Origin of the sequence: Nocardiopsis alborubida (assembly GCF_012396365.1) — a bacterium.
Lineage (GTDB): Bacteria > Actinomycetota > Actinomycetes > Streptosporangiales > Streptosporangiaceae > Nocardiopsis > Nocardiopsis alborubida.
On record NZ_JAAXPG010000034.1, the window covers coordinates 24503 to 39546 of the forward strand.

The 15044-nt window shown below is 72.4% G+C and carries 16 protein-coding genes; 10 read left to right on the forward strand and 6 right to left on the reverse strand.

Annotation, left to right across the window (positions count from 1 at the left end; translation table 11 throughout):
- Positions 1–60: 60 nt before the first annotated feature.
- A complete protein-coding gene (locus HGB44_RS26965) occupies positions 61–669 on the forward strand; it encodes a TetR/AcrR family transcriptional regulator (RefSeq protein ID WP_061081432.1) in 609 nt (202 codons plus the stop codon).
- A gap of 151 nt (positions 670–820) precedes the next feature.
- On the opposite strand, the gene HGB44_RS26970 is transcribed toward HGB44_RS26965, so the two are convergent.
- From HGB44_RS26970 to HGB44_RS26980, 3 genes are read right to left on the reverse strand one after another with little or no spacing between them, the layout of a single operon-like run.
- On the reverse strand, positions 821–2137 hold the full coding sequence (locus HGB44_RS26970) for a replication-associated recombination protein A (protein ID WP_210752234.1): 1317 nt from the start codon (positions 2135–2137) through the stop codon (positions 821–823).
- A complete protein-coding gene (locus tag HGB44_RS26975; protein ID WP_061081430.1) occupies positions 2134–2493 on the reverse strand; it encodes an MmcQ/YjbR family DNA-binding protein in 360 nt (119 codons plus the stop codon). The genes HGB44_RS26970 and HGB44_RS26975 overlap by 4 nt, the downstream gene beginning before the upstream one ends.
- Complete coding sequence (locus tag HGB44_RS26980) at positions 2490–2876, reverse strand: MmcQ/YjbR family DNA-binding protein (RefSeq protein WP_061081429.1); 387 nt, start codon at positions 2874–2876, stop codon at positions 2490–2492. The genes HGB44_RS26975 and HGB44_RS26980 overlap by 4 nt, the downstream gene beginning before the upstream one ends.
- A 77-nt stretch (positions 2877–2953) precedes the next feature.
- On the opposite strand from HGB44_RS26980, the gene HGB44_RS26985 reads away from it, so the two are divergent.
- Positions 2954–3547, forward strand: a complete 594-nt coding sequence (locus HGB44_RS26985; RefSeq protein ID WP_082768432.1) for a TetR/AcrR family transcriptional regulator — start codon at positions 2954–2956, stop codon at positions 3545–3547.
- A complete protein-coding gene (locus tag HGB44_RS26990) occupies positions 3540–4535 on the forward strand; it encodes a zinc-binding dehydrogenase (RefSeq protein ID WP_061081427.1) in 996 nt (331 codons plus the stop codon). Before HGB44_RS26985 ends, HGB44_RS26990 begins: the two co-directional genes overlap by 8 nt.
- Before the next feature lie 194 nt (positions 4536–4729).
- Here HGB44_RS26990 and fabG read toward each other — a convergent pair whose 3' ends face one another.
- A complete protein-coding gene (gene fabG / locus HGB44_RS26995) occupies positions 4730–5485 on the reverse strand; it encodes a 3-oxoacyl-ACP reductase FabG (protein ID WP_061081426.1) in 756 nt (251 codons plus the stop codon).
- Positions 5486–5724: 239 nt separating this feature from the next.
- Entirely contained in the window at positions 5725–6717 is a 993-nt protein-coding gene (locus HGB44_RS27000) for a LacI family DNA-binding transcriptional regulator (RefSeq protein ID WP_061081425.1), read from the reverse strand.
- A gap of 233 nt (positions 6718–6950) precedes the next feature.
- Between HGB44_RS27000 and HGB44_RS27005 the strand changes: the two genes are divergently transcribed.
- Genes HGB44_RS27005 through HGB44_RS32885 form a run of 7 tightly spaced genes read left to right on the forward strand, consistent with a single transcriptional unit; the run spans position 6951 to position 13787 of the window.
- Complete coding sequence (locus HGB44_RS27005; protein WP_325097002.1) at positions 6951–7832, forward strand: ABC transporter permease; 882 nt, start codon at positions 6951–6953, stop codon at positions 7830–7832.
- Positions 7829–8617 carry an ABC transporter permease gene (locus tag HGB44_RS27010; protein ID WP_061081423.1) on the forward strand — a complete coding sequence of 263 codons (789 nt, stop codon included), beginning with the start codon at positions 7829–7831 and terminating at the stop codon, positions 8615–8617. The genes HGB44_RS27005 and HGB44_RS27010 overlap by 4 nt, the downstream gene beginning before the upstream one ends.
- Positions 8618–8638: 21 nt before the next feature.
- Entirely contained in the window at positions 8639–9661 is a 1023-nt protein-coding gene (locus HGB44_RS27015) for an ABC transporter ATP-binding protein (protein ID WP_061081422.1), read from the forward strand.
- Positions 9658–10719, forward strand: a complete 1062-nt coding sequence (locus HGB44_RS27020) for an ABC transporter substrate-binding protein (RefSeq protein WP_061081421.1) — start codon at positions 9658–9660, stop codon at positions 10717–10719. Before HGB44_RS27015 ends, HGB44_RS27020 begins: the two co-directional genes overlap by 4 nt.
- On the forward strand, positions 10716–11681 hold the full coding sequence (locus tag HGB44_RS27025) for a nucleoside hydrolase (RefSeq protein WP_061081420.1): 966 nt from the start codon (positions 10716–10718) through the stop codon (positions 11679–11681). The genes HGB44_RS27020 and HGB44_RS27025 overlap by 4 nt, the downstream gene beginning before the upstream one ends.
- 35 nt (positions 11682–11716) lie before the next feature.
- The gene (locus tag HGB44_RS27030) at positions 11717–13411 is read left to right on the forward strand and encodes an adenine deaminase C-terminal domain-containing protein (RefSeq protein ID WP_061081419.1); all 1695 of its coding nucleotides are present in this window, start codon (positions 11717–11719) and stop codon (positions 13409–13411) included.
- Between the two features lie 34 nt (positions 13412–13445).
- Entirely contained in the window at positions 13446–13787 is a 342-nt protein-coding gene (locus tag HGB44_RS32885) for a Tn3 family transposase (RefSeq protein ID WP_168444161.1), read from the forward strand.
- A gap of 6 nt (positions 13788–13793) precedes the next feature.
- Here HGB44_RS32885 and HGB44_RS27040 read toward each other — a convergent pair whose 3' ends face one another.
- Positions 13794–14861, reverse strand: a complete 1068-nt coding sequence (locus HGB44_RS27040) for a glycoside hydrolase family protein (RefSeq protein ID WP_061081418.1) — start codon at positions 14859–14861, stop codon at positions 13794–13796.
- Between the last annotated feature and the right edge of the window lie 183 nt (positions 14862–15044).

Sequence of the window (15044 nt, forward strand, 5' to 3'; positions counted from 1 at the left end):
TAGGTAAACTGACCATGTGAGTCAAGTTGTTGTGTCGGCGGTGGGGGACGGTGGGCGGCCATGACCGGTGAGACCTCTTCGGGGACCCGCCTGCGGGCCGACGCCAAGCGCAACGCCGAGCAGATCCGCCGCGCCGCGATCGACGCCTTCCGGGGGCGGGGCCTGTCCGTGCCGCTGGAGGAGGTCGCCCGGGCGGCCGGGGTGAGCAAGGCCACAATCTTCAACCGGTTCGGCGGCAGGGTCGGCCTCATCGAGGCCGTGGTCGAGGAGGTGGTCGCGGCCGAGCTGTACGCCGCCATCGACCGCACCCGGGCCCTGGACGGCGCCGGGGAGCGGATCGCCCACTACGTCACCGCGATGCGCGACCTCCTGTACCGCCAGCCCGCCGCGGTCGACCTCCTGTTGCAGGCGTATCCGCACTCGCGGCGGCTCCTGGAGATCTGCCGGGCCGCGGGGGAGATCAACGACGAGCTGGTCGCGGCGGGCCGGGCCTGCGGCGCGCTGCGTCCCGAGTTCGAGGCGGACGACCTCCACGCGCTCGTCGTGGACACCGCGCTCGCCCTCAAGCACGGGACCCGCCCGCCGCGGGAGGACTACGACCGCCGCACCGCCTTCCTCCTCGACGGGATCCGCGGGCCCGGGAGTCCGCCTGACTCGGGGTGTCGGTGAGGAGCGTGTCACCAGGCGCCAACTAACCCGCGAGTAACTTAGGCGTTCTCCATACAGCCGAATCCGTCTGAACACGGGCAATCGCCTGGCCCTGGGCGGCTGAGGCCGGGCCTGCGGGGCAAGGCCCTGGCCCGGTGGAGCGCTGGCGCGGTCAGTCCTCGGCGGCCTCGTGAGTGGTGCCACCGTTGCGGAGCTGCGCCCAGTGGCGCAGCCGCTCGGTGATGGCTCGCTCGTATCCGCCGGTCGTGGGTTCGTAGAAGGTCTGCCGGGCCATGCCGTCGGGGAAGTAGTTCGCCCCGGAGAAAACGGTCTCGGTGTCGGGGTCGTACTGGTAGCCCCTGCCGTAGCCGAGGTCCCTCATCAGGCGGGTGGGGGCGTTGAGGATGTGCGCCGGCGGCATCAGCGATCCGGTGCGTTCGGCCGCGGCACGGGCCTTGTTGAAGCCGCGGTACACACCGATCGATTTCGGCGCGGTCGCGAGGTAGAGCACGGCCTGCGCGATCGCGAGTTCGCCTTCGGGCGAGCCGAGGCGTTCGTACACGTCCCATGCGGCCAGGGCCTGCTGGACCGCGCCCGGGTCGGCCATACCGATGTCCTCGGTGGCGAACCGGGTGATGCGGCGGGCGATGAACAGCGGATCCTCACCGCCGTCGAGCATCCGCGCCAACCAGTACAGGGCCGCGTCTGGGTCGGAGCCGCGCATCGACTTGTGGAGTGCGGAGATGAGGTTGTAGTGGCCCTCCTGCGTCTTGTCGTGCAACGGCGCCCGTTTCTGCACCGCCGCGGCGAGGGCCGCCGAGTCCACGGGCGAGGGAAGGTCCTGCACCTGCTCGATCATGTTCAGCAGGTACCGGCCGTCCCCGTCCGCCATGGCGACGAGAGCCTGCCGGGCGTCCTCGTCCAGCGGCAGCGGTGCGCCGAGAAGGGCCTCGGCGCGGCCGATGAGGGCACCCAGGGCGGTGGCGTCGAGGCGCTTGAGGACGAACACCTGACAGCGCGAGAGCAGCGCGCCGTTGAGTTCGAAGCTGGGGTTCTCGGTCGTCGCGCCGACGAGGACGATCGTGCCGTCTTCGACGTAGGGCAGGAAGGAGTCCTGCTGCGCGCGGTTGAAGCGGTGGATCTCGTCGACGAACAGCAGTGTTCCCCGCCCGACCTCCCTGCGCCTCTGTGCCGCTTGGAACACCTTGCGAAGGTCCGCGACACCGGAGAAGGTCGCCGAGAGCGGTTCGAACGCCAGGTGCGTCTGCTCCGCCAGGAGGCGGGCGATCGTGGTCTTCCCGCAGCCGGGCGGCCCCCACAGGACCATCGACACCAGCCGGTGCGCGCCGACCAATCGTCCGATCGGGGCGTCGTCGGCGAGGAGGTGGTCCTGGCCGACGACGTCGGTGAGGGTGTGGGGGCGCAGCCGGTCGGCCAGCGGCCGGGAGGCGTCATCCACATCGAACAGGGACGGCGGCTGCTCGCTCACGATTCCCGCTCCTCCTGGTGTCCGGCGGCCAGGTCGTAGGAGTCGTGCACCAGGTCCTCGACCAGCCGCTTGGTGACGCCCCGGCCCGCGCCGACGGAGATCCAGTGCCGCTTGTCGAGGTAGTGCCCGGGCGTGATCGACTCGTGGTCGCGGCGGAGCGCGTCCCCGTGGTGCGGGTCCGCCTTGACGGTGATGATCCGCAGGTCCGGATCGTCCTCGGTGACGATGAGGAACACCTTGCCCCGCACCTTGAACACGTCCAGGTGCGGTGTGAACGGCCGCCCGCGATCAACGTGCGCGAGTGCGGCCGCGGTGTCACGGGCGGTCTGCTGGAGCTGTTCGCCGGAGAGTGTCACTGTCCGCTCCTTTCGAAGGTCTCCGGGTCCACGGGACGCTGCGCTCGGGGCAGGTTCTCCACGACGAGCAGATAGGACTCGGTCACCAGGTCCTCGACGAGGCGCTGTGGCAGGTCTCCGCCGGGGTGCAGGGTGATCCAGTGCCGCTTGTTCATGTGGTAGCCGGGCGTGATGTCCTCGTGCTGCTCCCGGAGCGCCTTGCCCTCTTCCGGTGCGGCCTTGATGATCACGATCGGTTCGCCGGTGATCTCGGTCAGCAGCATGAACACCTTGCCCCGCACCTTGAACACCTCCCAGTCCGGACCGAAGGGATGTTCGAGCCCGGCACCGGGAAGCTCCTCGGCACGGTCCCTGGCGTACTGCTGCAGCGTGTCTTCCCGCATGTGTCCCCCGAGGTCGAAACGGCAAGAGCAAAAGTACGTACCATGGTACGTACTTCGGACGACGCAAGGAGACACCAGTGCGGAAGGGCAGACCCAACGATCCGCAACGACGAAATCGGATCCTGCACGCCACGCTCGACGTGATCCGTTCGCAAGGGGTGCACGCGGCCTCCTACCGGCGGATCGCGGCACAGGCCGGCGTTCCGCTGGGGTCGATGACGTACTACTTCCCCGTTCTGGACGGGCTCGTCGTCGCCGCGTTCGAGACGCTCGAAGGCGAGCTGGAGCCCCGGTTCGCCGCACCGCTGCGGAACGCTTCGACCATGGACGCCGTGGTCGAGGCGCTCGTGTCGGCCACGGTGGGGGCCACGAGTCCGAGCACCGCGGACGTGCGCCTCTACACCGAGCTCTACCACTACGCGGCACGCAGCACCCGCGCCGCCGACCTCGTCCGCACCTTTCAGGAAGAATCGCTCACGCTGCTCCGCGGCCGCCTCTCCGACGCTCAGGCCCGCGCCGTCGACGCCCTGATGTGGGGGTGGTGGAGCTACCGCCTGTTCCACCAGGCCGTGCCACTGGACGAGGACATGGTCCGCCGCGCTTACAGAGCGCTCCTCGCCGCCCCCACGAACCCAGCAGTCCCACGAGCCGAGGAGGCCCACCATGCCTGACACCATGCGCGCGATCCGACTCACCGGACCGGTCGCACCAAACGAGCTCACCGTCTCCCGGGTGCCGGTCCCCGACGTCGGTCCCGGGCGCGTGCGCATCCGCGTGAGGGCGTTCGGCGTCAACGAGTCCGAGGTCACCAGCCGCAAGGGGGAATCCGGACCCGACTTCTCCTTCCCCCGGATCCTGGGCATCGAGGCCGTCGGCCTCGTCGACGGCGTCGGCGACGGCGTCGAGCTGGTTCCCGGGCAGAAGGTCGCGACGATGATGGGCGGCCTCGGCCGTTCCATCGACGGTAGCTACGCGGAGTACACCGTCGTCGACGCGGCGAACGCGATCCCGTTCGACACCGGCCTGGGATGGGACGTTGTCGGTGCGCTCCCGGAGATGCTGCAGACCGCGCACGGCTCCATCACCGCCGGACTGGGGCTGCAGGCCGGACAGTGCGTGCTCGTCCGGGGAGGCACGTCCACCGTGGGCCTCACCGCGATCTCCATCGCGCACCGGCTCGGCGCCACAGTCCTTGCCACCACCCGGAACCCCGCCAGGTTCGAGCTCCTCACGCAGTTGGGCGCCGATCACGCCCTGCTCGACGACGACACCCTGACAGACGCGGTCCGCGCGCTCGTACCAGGCGGCCTCGACGCAGCCCTGGAGTTGGTCAGCGCGACCGCGCTCCCGGCCACGCTCTCCCTCGTCCGCCCCGGCGGCACGGTCTGCTTCGTGGGCGCCCTCAGCGGCCAGTGGACCGTCCCCGACTTCTCCCCGTTCTCCATCCCCACCGGAGTCCGCCTCACCAGCTACGCCGGCGGCGCCGACGACCTCCCCGCCGACGCGCTCGGGCGGTACCTCCGAGCGATCGAGGACGGGGCGCTGAAGGTCGTCATCGCCGACACCTACGAAGGGCTCGACGAGGTGGCGCAAGCGCAGCACGACCTGGAGTCCGGCCATCGCCCCGGAAAGCACGTCGTCGTCCTCGCCGGGGGATGAACAACTGCTACAAGTCAGACGGCACCTGGTGACACGCTCCGTACCAGCACCCCGGCTCCTGGAGACGCATGCCTCGGGAGCCGGGGAGCGAAGCGCCCGAGCGCGCGGGGTCCGACGCGCTCGGGCGATACCATGAATCTACGTCGTAAAGGTCGTGGTTCCTGATGCCCCACCACGCCTGGGACCCGCCTCTCTCACACCGGACCACCGAAGGCCTGACCGTCCTCGGGCAGCACCTGGCCCCCGTCGACGACGATGGTCTGCCCGGTGATGAAGGAGGCGCCGGGACCGGCCAGGAACAGGCAGGCCGCGGCGATGTCCTCGACCTCGCCGATGCGTCCGAGCGGGATCACCGCGCGCATGCGCTCCAGGTAGTCCGGCCCCAAATCCTCCAGGCCCTCGGTGCGCACGTTCCCGGGCAGCACCGCGTTGACGGTGATGCCCCGAGGAGCGAGCTCCAGCGCGGCGCTGCGCATGAACCCGAGCTGGGCGGCCTTGGTGGCCCCGTAATGGGACCAGCCCGCGTATCCGGTCAGGGGACCGGTGATGGAGGAGGTGATCACCACGCGCCCCCGCCCGGAGGCCGTCAGGGCCTCCACCGCGGCGCGCACCGTCAGCACGGTGCCCTTGATGTTGGTGTCCACGACCCGGTCGAGTTCGTCGGGGTCCATCGACACCAGCGGGGAGGAGGGGAAGATCCCGGCGTTGGCGCAGACCACGTCCAGCCCGCCGGTGCGCCGCACGGCCTGCTCCACGACGCGTTCGCAGTCGGCGGCACTGGCCACGTCGCCGACCACCCACTCCGCCCCGGGGACGCTCCGGGCGGCCTCACGCGTCCGGGCCTCGTCGCGGCCCACGATCACCACCCGGTCCCCGGCCTCGGCGAACCCCTGGGCGATACCGAGCCCGATGCCCCGGGTCCCGCCGGTCACCAGAACTGATCTGTCCATACAGCCGACTCCTGTGGTCCGGTCGAACGCTGCTCCGTCCCGTTCAGGATTCCGTACGGGTGCGCGCTCTCGCCCGGCTTTGCGGTGACCGGGCGAGGTCTTTCGCGCGGTTCCCACCACCGACTTCGGCTCCCGGGCCGGTCGGGTCCACCGCGGCTGCCCGGACCGCCGGCCTCCCAGCGCGCGGACCCCCGGCACCCCGGCTCACGACCGGTGGGCACCGGGCAGCCTGACCTCCGTCAACCGTGTGCCGTGCGCGGCGGCGCGAGGGAGTCGGTGATGCGCACCTCGGTGGGCAGCCTGCGCCCCCGGGGGCGGGTCCCCGCGGGCCCGTCGACCATCTCGACCAGCGCCGACACCGCCGCGCGGCCCAGCTCGTCCGCCGGGGCCAGCACCGCCGAGATCGGCGGCCCCGGCAGGTCGGCCAGGGCGATGTCGTCGGCCGCGGCCACACTGATGTCCTCGGGCACCCGCACCCCCATGCGGCCGAACTCGAACATCGCTCCCAGGAGCAACAGGCTGTTGTAGACGAGCATCGCCGTGCAGCCCGAGTCCACGATCTCCCGCGCCGCCGCGGCCCCCTCGGCGAAGGCCGGTCGCACGGGCCCGAAGACCCGCACCCGCAGCCGGGAGCGGGCGGCGTGCTCCACCAGCTCCTCGCGCCTGCGCCGGTCCATCCACGAACTGGGCGGGCCCGCCAGGTAGGCGACGTCGCGGTGCCCCAGCTCCACCAGGCGGTCGTAGACGGTGCCCAGGCCGCCGGGGGTGTCGACGGTGAACGAGGTCAGCCCGGGGACGCGGCGGTTGATCACCACCAGCGGCTTGCGCCGGTGCGCCTCCTTCAGGTCGGCTGCCGAGCCCACCGGCGACTGGAGCGCGAAACCGTCGACCTGGCTCTCCAGTTCGCCGAGCACCTCGGCCTCACGGTCCGCGTCGCCCCCGGTGACGGCGATGATCACCCGGCGCCCGCTCCTGCCCGCCAGCTCCTGCGCGGCCGTGGCGGTGGTCGAGTAGAAGGGGTTGTCCAGGTCGGGGACGAGCAGGGCGAAGAAGCCGCTGCGGCCCGTGGTCAGCGCCCGCGCGGCCGGGTTGGCCCGAAACCCCAGCCTCTCCGCGGCGGCGCGCACCCTGAGCAGGGTGGGCTCGGAGACCATGGACGGCCGCGACAGGGCCCGTGAAACGGTGGACGCCGACACACCGGCCTCCCTGGCCACGTCGTCCAGACTCGCCATTGCAGCTCCTCACGCCCGGTGGTGCCCCCTGTCACACTCGCGACCCGGGGGTTGGCTCATGTCCCCGACACAGGCTACGGTGTGCAAGCGCTTGTGCAAGCGCTTGCAGATGTTTCCGCAGATGAATCGCTGTTCAGGCCAAACATCGTGCAGACGAATCCTCGCGCAGACAAGGCATCGCGCAGCTCAGGCGCCGTGCCGAACCCAGACCGTCCCCTCGACAGCGACCGGGAGTGGAATTGCCCCGCCCGTCACCCACCGTCGGCGCCGACGCGGCCGCTCCGCGCCGCGGCCGCCTTCCACGACCACCCGTCACGGTCCTGCTGGTCCCGGGGCTGGCCGTGGTCCTGTTCGCCTTCTGCTACCCGGTCGTGGCCACCCTGGCCTGGCCGCCCGACGGCGACCCCGCCACGGTCGCGCGCGAGACGGGCGGCCTGCTCACCGACCCCTACCTGCTCCCCGTGGTCGCCCGCACCGTCCGCGTCGCCGTGGTGACCACCGCGCTGTGCCTGCTCATGGGCTTCCCGGTGGCCTACCTCATCTCCCGGGCCCCCGGCCGCTGGCCCGGCCGCCTCCTGGCCCTGGCGATCTTCCCGCTGCTGCTCAACACCGTCGTGCGCACCTACGGCTGGATCATGGTCCTGGGCGGCAACGGCCTCATCAGCGGCATCAGCGAGGCCCTGGGCATGGGCCGGGTCCAGTTGCTCTACACCGAGACCGCCATCGTGCTCGGCCTGGTCCAGCTCTTCCTGCCGCTGATGATCCTGTCCTCCTACTCCAGCCTCGCCCAGCAGGACCACCGCCTGGAGGACGCCGCCCGCGGCCTGGGCGCCTCGCCCGGCCGGGCCTTCCGCACCGTGGTCCTCCCGCTCGCCCTGCCCGGGGTGCTCGTGGGCTGCACGCTCGTCTTCGCGGGCGCGGTCACCGCCTTCACCACGCCCCAACTGCTCGGCGGGCCGCGCGAACGCCTTCTGTCCACCCTGCTCTACAGCCGGGTCAACGTCAGCCTCGACTGGCCCTCCGCCAGCGCCGTCGCCCTGGTGATGACGGTGCTGGTGCTGGCGGTCAGCGCGCTGTCCGGCCGGCTCGGCAAGATCGGGAGCACCACGTCATGATCCTGAGACGCCCCTTCCTGTCGCTGCTCGCGGCGGCGGCCTTCGTCCTCATGCTCGGCCCCGTGGTGATCCTGATCGGGGTCGCCTTCACCGCAGGGAGCACCCTGGCCTTCCCGCCGGAGGGCCTGTCCCTGCGCTGGTTCGCCGCCGCCCTGGACTACGGGCCCTTCGTCGACTCCTTCGGCACCAGCGTCGCCGTGGCGCTGGCCTCGACCGCGATCGCCCTGCTCCTGGGTGTTCCGGCGACCCTGGCGCTGCACCGGGGCAACCCGCGCGGGCGCAGGGTGATGGAGAACCTCTTCTTCGCCCCGATCGTGGTCCCCGAACTGGTCCTGAGCCTGGCCCTGTTCCAGCAGCTCATGGTGGGCATGCGCGTCACCGCGCTGGGCGCGCTCATCGTCGGGCACACCGTCCTGCTGCTGCCCTACACCGTCCGCGTCGTGGGCGCCTCGCTGTCGCTGGCCGACGCGCGCCTGGAGGAGGCGGCGCGGGGGCTGGGCGCCGGGCCGGTGCGGGCCTTCTTCACCGTGACCCTGCCGGTCATGGCGCCGGGCATCGTGTCCGCCACGATCCTGGCCTTCATCACCTCCCTGAACAACGTTCCGCTGTCCCTGCTGCTCACCGGACCGGGCGTGGCGACCCTGCCGGTGGAGATGCTCAACTACGTCCAGTCCTCGTTCGACCCGGTGGTCGCGGCGGTCAGCGTGCTGCTCCTGGCGCTCAGCGTCGCAGTCGCCTTCGCCACCGAACGCATGGTCGGTTTCACGAAGGTCTTCGGCCGCTAACCGGGAAGAAGGACACCCCACATGACACCCGTCGTCGAACTCGACCGCGTCACCCACCGCTTCGGCGGACGCAAGGGCAAGGACGGCCCCGCCGCCGTCGCCGACCTGGACCTGGCCGTGCGGAGCGGCCAGTTCACCACGCTGCTGGGCCCCAGCGGCTGCGGCAAGACCACCACCCTGCGCATGATCGCCGGATTCCTCCAGCCCACCTCCGGCAGGATCCTGCTGGAGGGCCGGGACGCCACCCGCACCCCGCCGGAGAAGCGCAACATCGGCATGGTCTTCCAGTCCTACGCGCTCTTCCCGCACATGACGCTGCGCGACAACGTCGGTTACGGACTGCGCACCCGCAGGATCGCCGCCCAGGAGGTGGCCAAGCGCGCGGGTGAGGCGCTGGACCTGGTGGGACTGGCGCACCTGGCCGACCGCAAGCCCGCCGAGCTGTCCGGCGGCCAGCAGCAGCGCGTGGCCCTGGCCCGCGCCGTGGCCATCCGCCCCTCGGTGCTGCTGCTGGACGAGCCGCTGTCCAACCTCGACGCCCAGCTGCGCGTGCAGATGCGCCGCGAACTGCTGCGGGTCCAGCGCGAGACCGGGCTGACCGCCGTCCTGGTCACCCACGACCAGGACGAGGCGCTGGAGCTGTCCGACACCATGGTCATCCTCAACGAGGGGCGCCTGGAGCAGCAGGGCGCGCCCCGGGAGGTCTTTCCCCGGCCCGCCAACCGCTTCGTCGCCGAGTTCCTGGGCTACGACAACTTCCCGCGGGTGCCCGGGCGCGGAGCCGTCACCATCCGGCCCGAGCACGTGCGCCTGCTGCCCGCCGCAACCGGTGAGGGCGAGGGCGAGACCGGCCTGGACGGCACCGTCGCCGAGGTCACCTTCCAGGGCAGCAACTGCCTGGTCGAGGCCCGCATCGACGGGGTGGAGGGTCCCGGATCGGTCCTGCGCTCCCTGCACCCGGCCGACGACCTGCGCCCCGGCGACCCCGTGCGCATCGCCCTGCCCCACCGCCACCTGGTGGAACTCGCCGAGGAGACCGGATGAGCCGTCCCACACGCCCGCGCCGCATGCTAGCCGCGCTCGCCGGGACCGCGGCGCTGGCCCTGGTGAGCGCCTCGTGCGCACCGGTGCGCGAGGACGACCCCGACACACTGGTGGTGAGCACCTTCGCCTTCGCCACCGAGGAGTTCACCGAGGTGGTGGCCGACCCCTTCGAGGCCGAGACCGGGATCCGGGTGGTCCTGGACACCGGCAACAACGCCGGTCGGCTCACCAAGCTCAGGATCAACGCCGAGACGCCCGACACCGACGTCGTGCTCATCTCCGACTACTACGCGCAGATCGGCAAGGACATGGGGCTGTTCGCCCCCGTCGACCCCGCCGACGTCCCCAACCTCGACGCCATCCAGCCCTGGGCCGTGGACCCGGACGGGTACGGCCCCGCCTACACCTTCCAGCTCCTGGGCCTGCTCTACCGCACCGACCTGGTCGAGGAGGCGCCCGACTCCTGGGACGACCTGTGGGCCAAACCCGAGGCGGGGTACGTGCTGCCCGACATCTCGGTCTCGGCGGGCCCGATGTTCGTCCTGGCCGCGGGCGAGCACTTCGGTTCGGGCCCCTCCGACCCGGACGCCGGTTTCGAAGCGATGGGCCGGATCGGCTCGGACGCGCTCCAGTTCTACACCGGCTCCACCGAGCTCACCAGCCTGCTCGAACGCGGTGAGATCGCCATGGCGCCCGGCCTGGACAACTTCGCGATGGGCTCGGTGGAGGCCGGACAGCCGATCGGCTTCGCCGCGCCCGAACAGGGGCGGGTGATGACCGCCAACACCGCGCAGGTGGTCGACGGGGCCCCCAACGAGGCCGGGGCCCTGGCCTTCGTCGACTTCCTGCTGCGCCCCGAGGTGCAGGAGGGGATGGCCGAGGCCCTCTACGACAAGCCCGTGGCGCTGGAGGCCGACCCCACCCCGCTCATGGAACAGGTCTCGGGCCAGGCCGCCTCCTCCCCGTCCGACAGCGGCTACCACCAGGGCGACCTGGCCCTGATCGCGCAGGAGCGCTCCACCTGGCTGGACCGGTTCACCGAGGAGGTGGCGCGATGAGCGTCCCCGTCGTCATCGACTGCGACCCCGGCGTCGACGACGCCCTCGCCCTGCTGCTCGCGCTGGCCTCACCCGGACTGGAGGTGCGGGGGGTGACCACGGTGGCCGGGAACGCCTCCCTCGCCGACGTGGACCGCAACGCCGCGCACGTGCTGGACCTGGCCGGAGCCCCGGCCGACCTGCCACTGGTGTCGGGGCTGGCCGGGCCGATCTCGCGGACCGCGCGCCTGCGCGACGAGCCCATGCACGGTGTCGGCGGCCTGGGCGGGCTGGTCCCCGCCTCCCCGCCCCGGGCGTTCGGCCCCGGCCACGCGGTCGACTGGCTGGCGGAGCAGGCCCTGCTCTCGCCGGGCGAGCTGACCCTGGTGGCGATCGGCCCGCTGTCCAACGTGGCGGCCCTGCTCGCCCGCCACCCCCAGGCCGGACCGGCGCTGCGCGAGATCGTCGTCATGGGCGGCGCCGCCTTCGCCCAGGGCAACATCACCCCGGCGGCGGAGTTCAACTTCCACGCCGACCCCGAGGCCGCCCGCTACGTCCTGGAGTCGGGCCTGCCGGTGCGGATCGTGGGCCTGGACGTCACCCGCGCGGCGCTGTACCCGCTGCGCGAGGCCGAGGAGCTGGCAGCGCTGCCCGGCACCGCCGGGATCGCCGCAGGACTGCTGCGCGACTACGCCCTGCGCTACCGGGACCGCTTCGGCGTCGCCGCCGTGCCGGTGCACGACGCGCTGGCGGTGGCCGCCGTGGCCCACCCCGAACTGCTCGGCTGGGAGGAGGGCACCGCCTCGGTGGAGTGCGCCGGAGAGCTCACCCGCGGCGCCCTCGTGGCCGACCTGCGCACCCCCGGCCGCGCACGGCACGTCCGCGTGGCCCGCACCGTCGACGCCGACGGGTTCGCCGCCCGCCTCACCGAGGGCATCGCCAGCTACGCCGCAGAACCGAACGACAGCGCGAGGACGCCGTGAACCGCGACCGCGCACCGGAAGGGGAACCGACTCCGATGTTCACCGCAGACCTGCTCATCCGCGGCGGAGACGTCGTCTCCGTCCACACCGGCCAGGTGTGGCGGGCCGACGTCGCCGTGGTCGGCGACGCGATCCGCGCGGTGCTGCCGCCGGGGACCCCGGTCGAGGCCCGCGAGACCGTCGACGCCGACGGGCTCGTGGTCGCGCCCGGGTACGTGGACGCGCACATGCACATCGAGAGCTCGCTGCTGGCCCCGGCCGAGTTCGCCCGGGTCACGCTCGCGCGCGGCACCACGACCGTGCTCGCCGACGCCCACGAGATCGTCAACGTTGCCGGGCGCGACGGGCAGGCGTGGATGATCGGGCAGGGCGGGGCCACCCGGCAGACCATGCGCTGGGCGGTGCCCTCGTGCGTGCCCGCGCTCGACGGGTTCGAGACGGCCGGGGCCCGCCTCGACGCCGGCGACGTCGCCGAGATGCTGGACTGGGAGGGGGTCACCACCCTCGGCGAGGTGATGGACTACCGCGCGGTGGTCTCGGGCGACCCCAGGATGGGCGCCATCATCGCCGAGGCCCGCAGCCGGGGCGTGCGCCTGGACGGGCACTGCCCCAACCTGTCCGGGGCCGAGCTGGGCGAGTACCTGTGGGCCGGGATCGACTCCGACCACTGCAAGAACACCGCTGAGGTGGCGGTGGAGAAGGCCCGCCTGGGCATGCTGTTGATGCTCCAGGAGAAGTGCCTGACCCCCGAGGTCGTGCGGGCGCTGCTGGAGCTGCCGCACCTGCCCGACTTCTGCCTGGTCACCGACGACATCGTCGTGGACGCGATCGTGAGCACCGGCCACCTGGACCGGGTGGGGTCGGTGGCTCTCGAACGCGGGCTGCCCCCGCTGGCGGTGCTGCGGGCGCTCACGCTCCAGCCCGCGCGCAGGCTCGGCCTCGACGACCGGGGGACCGTCACCCCGGGCAAGCGCGCCGACCTGGTCCTGCTGCGCTCGCTCACCGAGCTCACCCCCGTGGTCGCGATCGCGGGCGGAACGGTCGTGGGCCGCGACGGCGCCCCGCTCACCGGCCCCGGGCCCGCGCCGGACCACCCGTTCGGCGGCACGGTGCGCATCAGCGCGCCCGACGCGGAGGCGGCCCGATGGCGGGTGGACCTGCCCGACGGCGAACACGCCTTCCGCGCGCTGCGGGTGAACGCGGTGGACACCTACACCGAGCCGGACGAGGTCGTGCTGCCCGTGCGCGGGGGAGTGGTCGACTGGCAGGGCAGGACCGCGGTGGTGGCGGTCTTCGAACGCCACACCGGGGCGGGCGGGGTGGCGTTCGCGCCGGTCACCGGCCAGGAACTGGGCGCGGGGGCCTTCGCCACCACCTACGCCCACGACAGCCACAACCTCACGGTCGTGGCCACGAGCGAGGACGCGCTGCGCGAGGCCGCCGCCCGGGTGGTGTCCTGGGGCGGCGGCATGAACCTGGTCCGCGAGGGCGGAGCGGGCGCCGGGATCGCCCTGCCCATCGGCGGGGTCATGTCGGAGCGGCCCGCCGACGAGGTGGCCCGGGCCACCCGGGAGCTGCGGGCGGAGCTGGCGGCGTGGGGCTGGGACAACCGCAACGCGTTCATGAGCCTGTCGACCCTGACCCTGGCGGTGTCCCCGAGCGTGAAGATCACCGACCGGGGCCTGGTGCGCGTGGTCGAGCGCGCCTGGGAGCCGGCGACGGTGGGCTGACGTCGGGCGGGGCGCAGCCGCACCCCGGAAAGGGGTGCGGCTGCGCGGGGCCGGTCCGGCGGTCCGCGGGCCCCGGGCCACGCCGCGGGAGTCCCGCCACGCGCTGGGACGCCGCGTCGGCCACGGCAGACGCGGCGAGCCGCGCCAGCGCCGCATCGGGGCCACGGAGGACCGGTTCGGCGCTCTGGGCCCGGTCCTGGACCGCACCGTGGTGTGGAACACCGTGTACACGGCGGCCGTCACCAATCAACGGCATCGCGCAGCCGCCCGCGGACGAGAGCCCCTCCCGCGGGCGGGGGGGACCGCGACGGCGGCCGTCGCACGGCCTGCCTGGCGCTGGTCTTCGACCGACTCGCGAGCCGCATCGTCCCGCTGACCGCTCTCAGCCCTCGTTCCCGCCCGTGCCGCGGGGCAGGGCTGTCAGGCGCGACCGCCCCACCGCGAGATAGAAGGGGGAGGGCACGACCGGGCGCCTGCCCTGTAGCAGGCGGCGCACGTTGAACTCGGCCCACTTCGGGGCGTCCCTGGTCGCGGTGTACATCAGCACCGCCTCACCGGCTCCCTCCAGCGCGTGCAGTGCGGGCCCGTACACACCGCGCGCCATCCACTCCGGCGTGTCCGCGCGGTCGGTGTCCAGCACCCGCACCGGGGCCGTCCACCCCGACCGTTCCGGGACGAGTTCGGTGGCCGTGGTGACCCACAGGCCCTGGGCGGGAAAGCGCGGTGTGCCGTGCAGATTCGATCCCCGGGCCAGCACCATGACCCACCGGTCGCCCACGCGGTGGACGGCGTTGTCGAAGAACCCCTCCTCGGGCCCCGCGAATACCTTCGGCGCCGACCACGAGATGCCGTCGGTGCTCTCGGTGACCCGGAGTTCGTAGTCGGGCAGCTCGCCCGGCCCGATCTCGTTCGGGTTCGCCTGGAACCACATCAGGTAGCGGCCCCGGTCATGGACCACGAGAGGTTCCAGAACGCTCATTCGGGGCGCGCTGCCGCGCAGGACGGGCTTCGCGCGGCGCTCCCACCGTCCCCCGCGGTACTCCAGGACCCCGATCGCGTAGCTGCTGCGGGTTCCGTAGTGCCGGAGCGAGGCGCGCCCGGTGTAGTAGAGGCGCGGCGGACGGCCGTCGGCTCCGGGCACGAACGAGGGCGTGTGCATCCCCGCGCGGTCCCATCCGTCACGGGGAGGATCCACGACCAGCGGCCTCACCCGGCCGCGTGCGTCGGTGTCGAACACCCACCGTCCGCTGTCCAGCGCCTGACCGGGTGCCAGACGCGCACGGTAGAGACGGTTGCGAAACGTCGTGGAGAAGCCGCCCAGGTACATCGTCGGGACGCCGTCGATCACGTGTACATCGGGGTCACCGGCGCCCAGCAGTCCGCGCGGCATCGGTCCGTCGACCATGTCCCACAGCGCCGTGGACTGACCTGGAGCATCGATCGAGAACATGCCTACCTCCGGGGATCGAGCACGCCGAACGGCGCGGACTCCCCTGGGGATCAGGTAGGTCGTTGCCCCGACAGTAACAGCGTCCACGCGAGGAGGCCAGAGGTGTTCCCACTCCTGTCGCCACCGCTCCAGGTGCGGTGGGGCCCGGGCCGCGGCGTCCTGCCGCCGCCCGGGGAGGGCCCT

Coding starts and splice junctions, on each gene's coding strand:
- HGB44_RS27025 (WP_061081420.1), top strand. CDS start 10,716: ATGAGCGTCCCCGTCGTCATCGACTGCGACCCCGGCGTCGACGACGCC.
- HGB44_RS27040 (WP_061081418.1), bottom strand. CDS start 14,861: ATGTTCTCGATCGATGCTCCAGGTCAGTCCACGGCGCTGTGGGACATG.
- HGB44_RS27010 (WP_061081423.1), top strand. CDS start 7,829: ATGATCCTGAGACGCCCCTTCCTGTCGCTGCTCGCGGCGGCGGCCTTC.
- HGB44_RS26965 (WP_061081432.1), top strand. CDS start 61: ATGACCGGTGAGACCTCTTCGGGGACCCGCCTGCGGGCCGACGCCAAG.
- HGB44_RS27000 (WP_061081425.1), bottom strand. CDS start 6,717: ATGGCGAGTCTGGACGACGTGGCCAGGGAGGCCGGTGTGTCGGCGTCC.
- fabG (WP_061081426.1), bottom strand. CDS start 5,485: ATGGACAGATCAGTTCTGGTGACCGGCGGGACCCGGGGCATCGGGCTC.
- HGB44_RS26980 (WP_061081429.1), bottom strand. CDS start 2,876: ATGCGGGAAGACACGCTGCAGCAGTACGCCAGGGACCGTGCCGAGGAG.
- HGB44_RS27015 (WP_061081422.1), top strand. CDS start 8,639: ATGACACCCGTCGTCGAACTCGACCGCGTCACCCACCGCTTCGGCGGA.
- HGB44_RS27020 (WP_061081421.1), top strand. CDS start 9,658: ATGAGCCGTCCCACACGCCCGCGCCGCATGCTAGCCGCGCTCGCCGGG.
- HGB44_RS26990 (WP_061081427.1), top strand. CDS start 3,540: ATGCCTGACACCATGCGCGCGATCCGACTCACCGGACCGGTCGCACCA.
- HGB44_RS27030 (WP_061081419.1), top strand. CDS start 11,717: ATGTTCACCGCAGACCTGCTCATCCGCGGCGGAGACGTCGTCTCCGTC.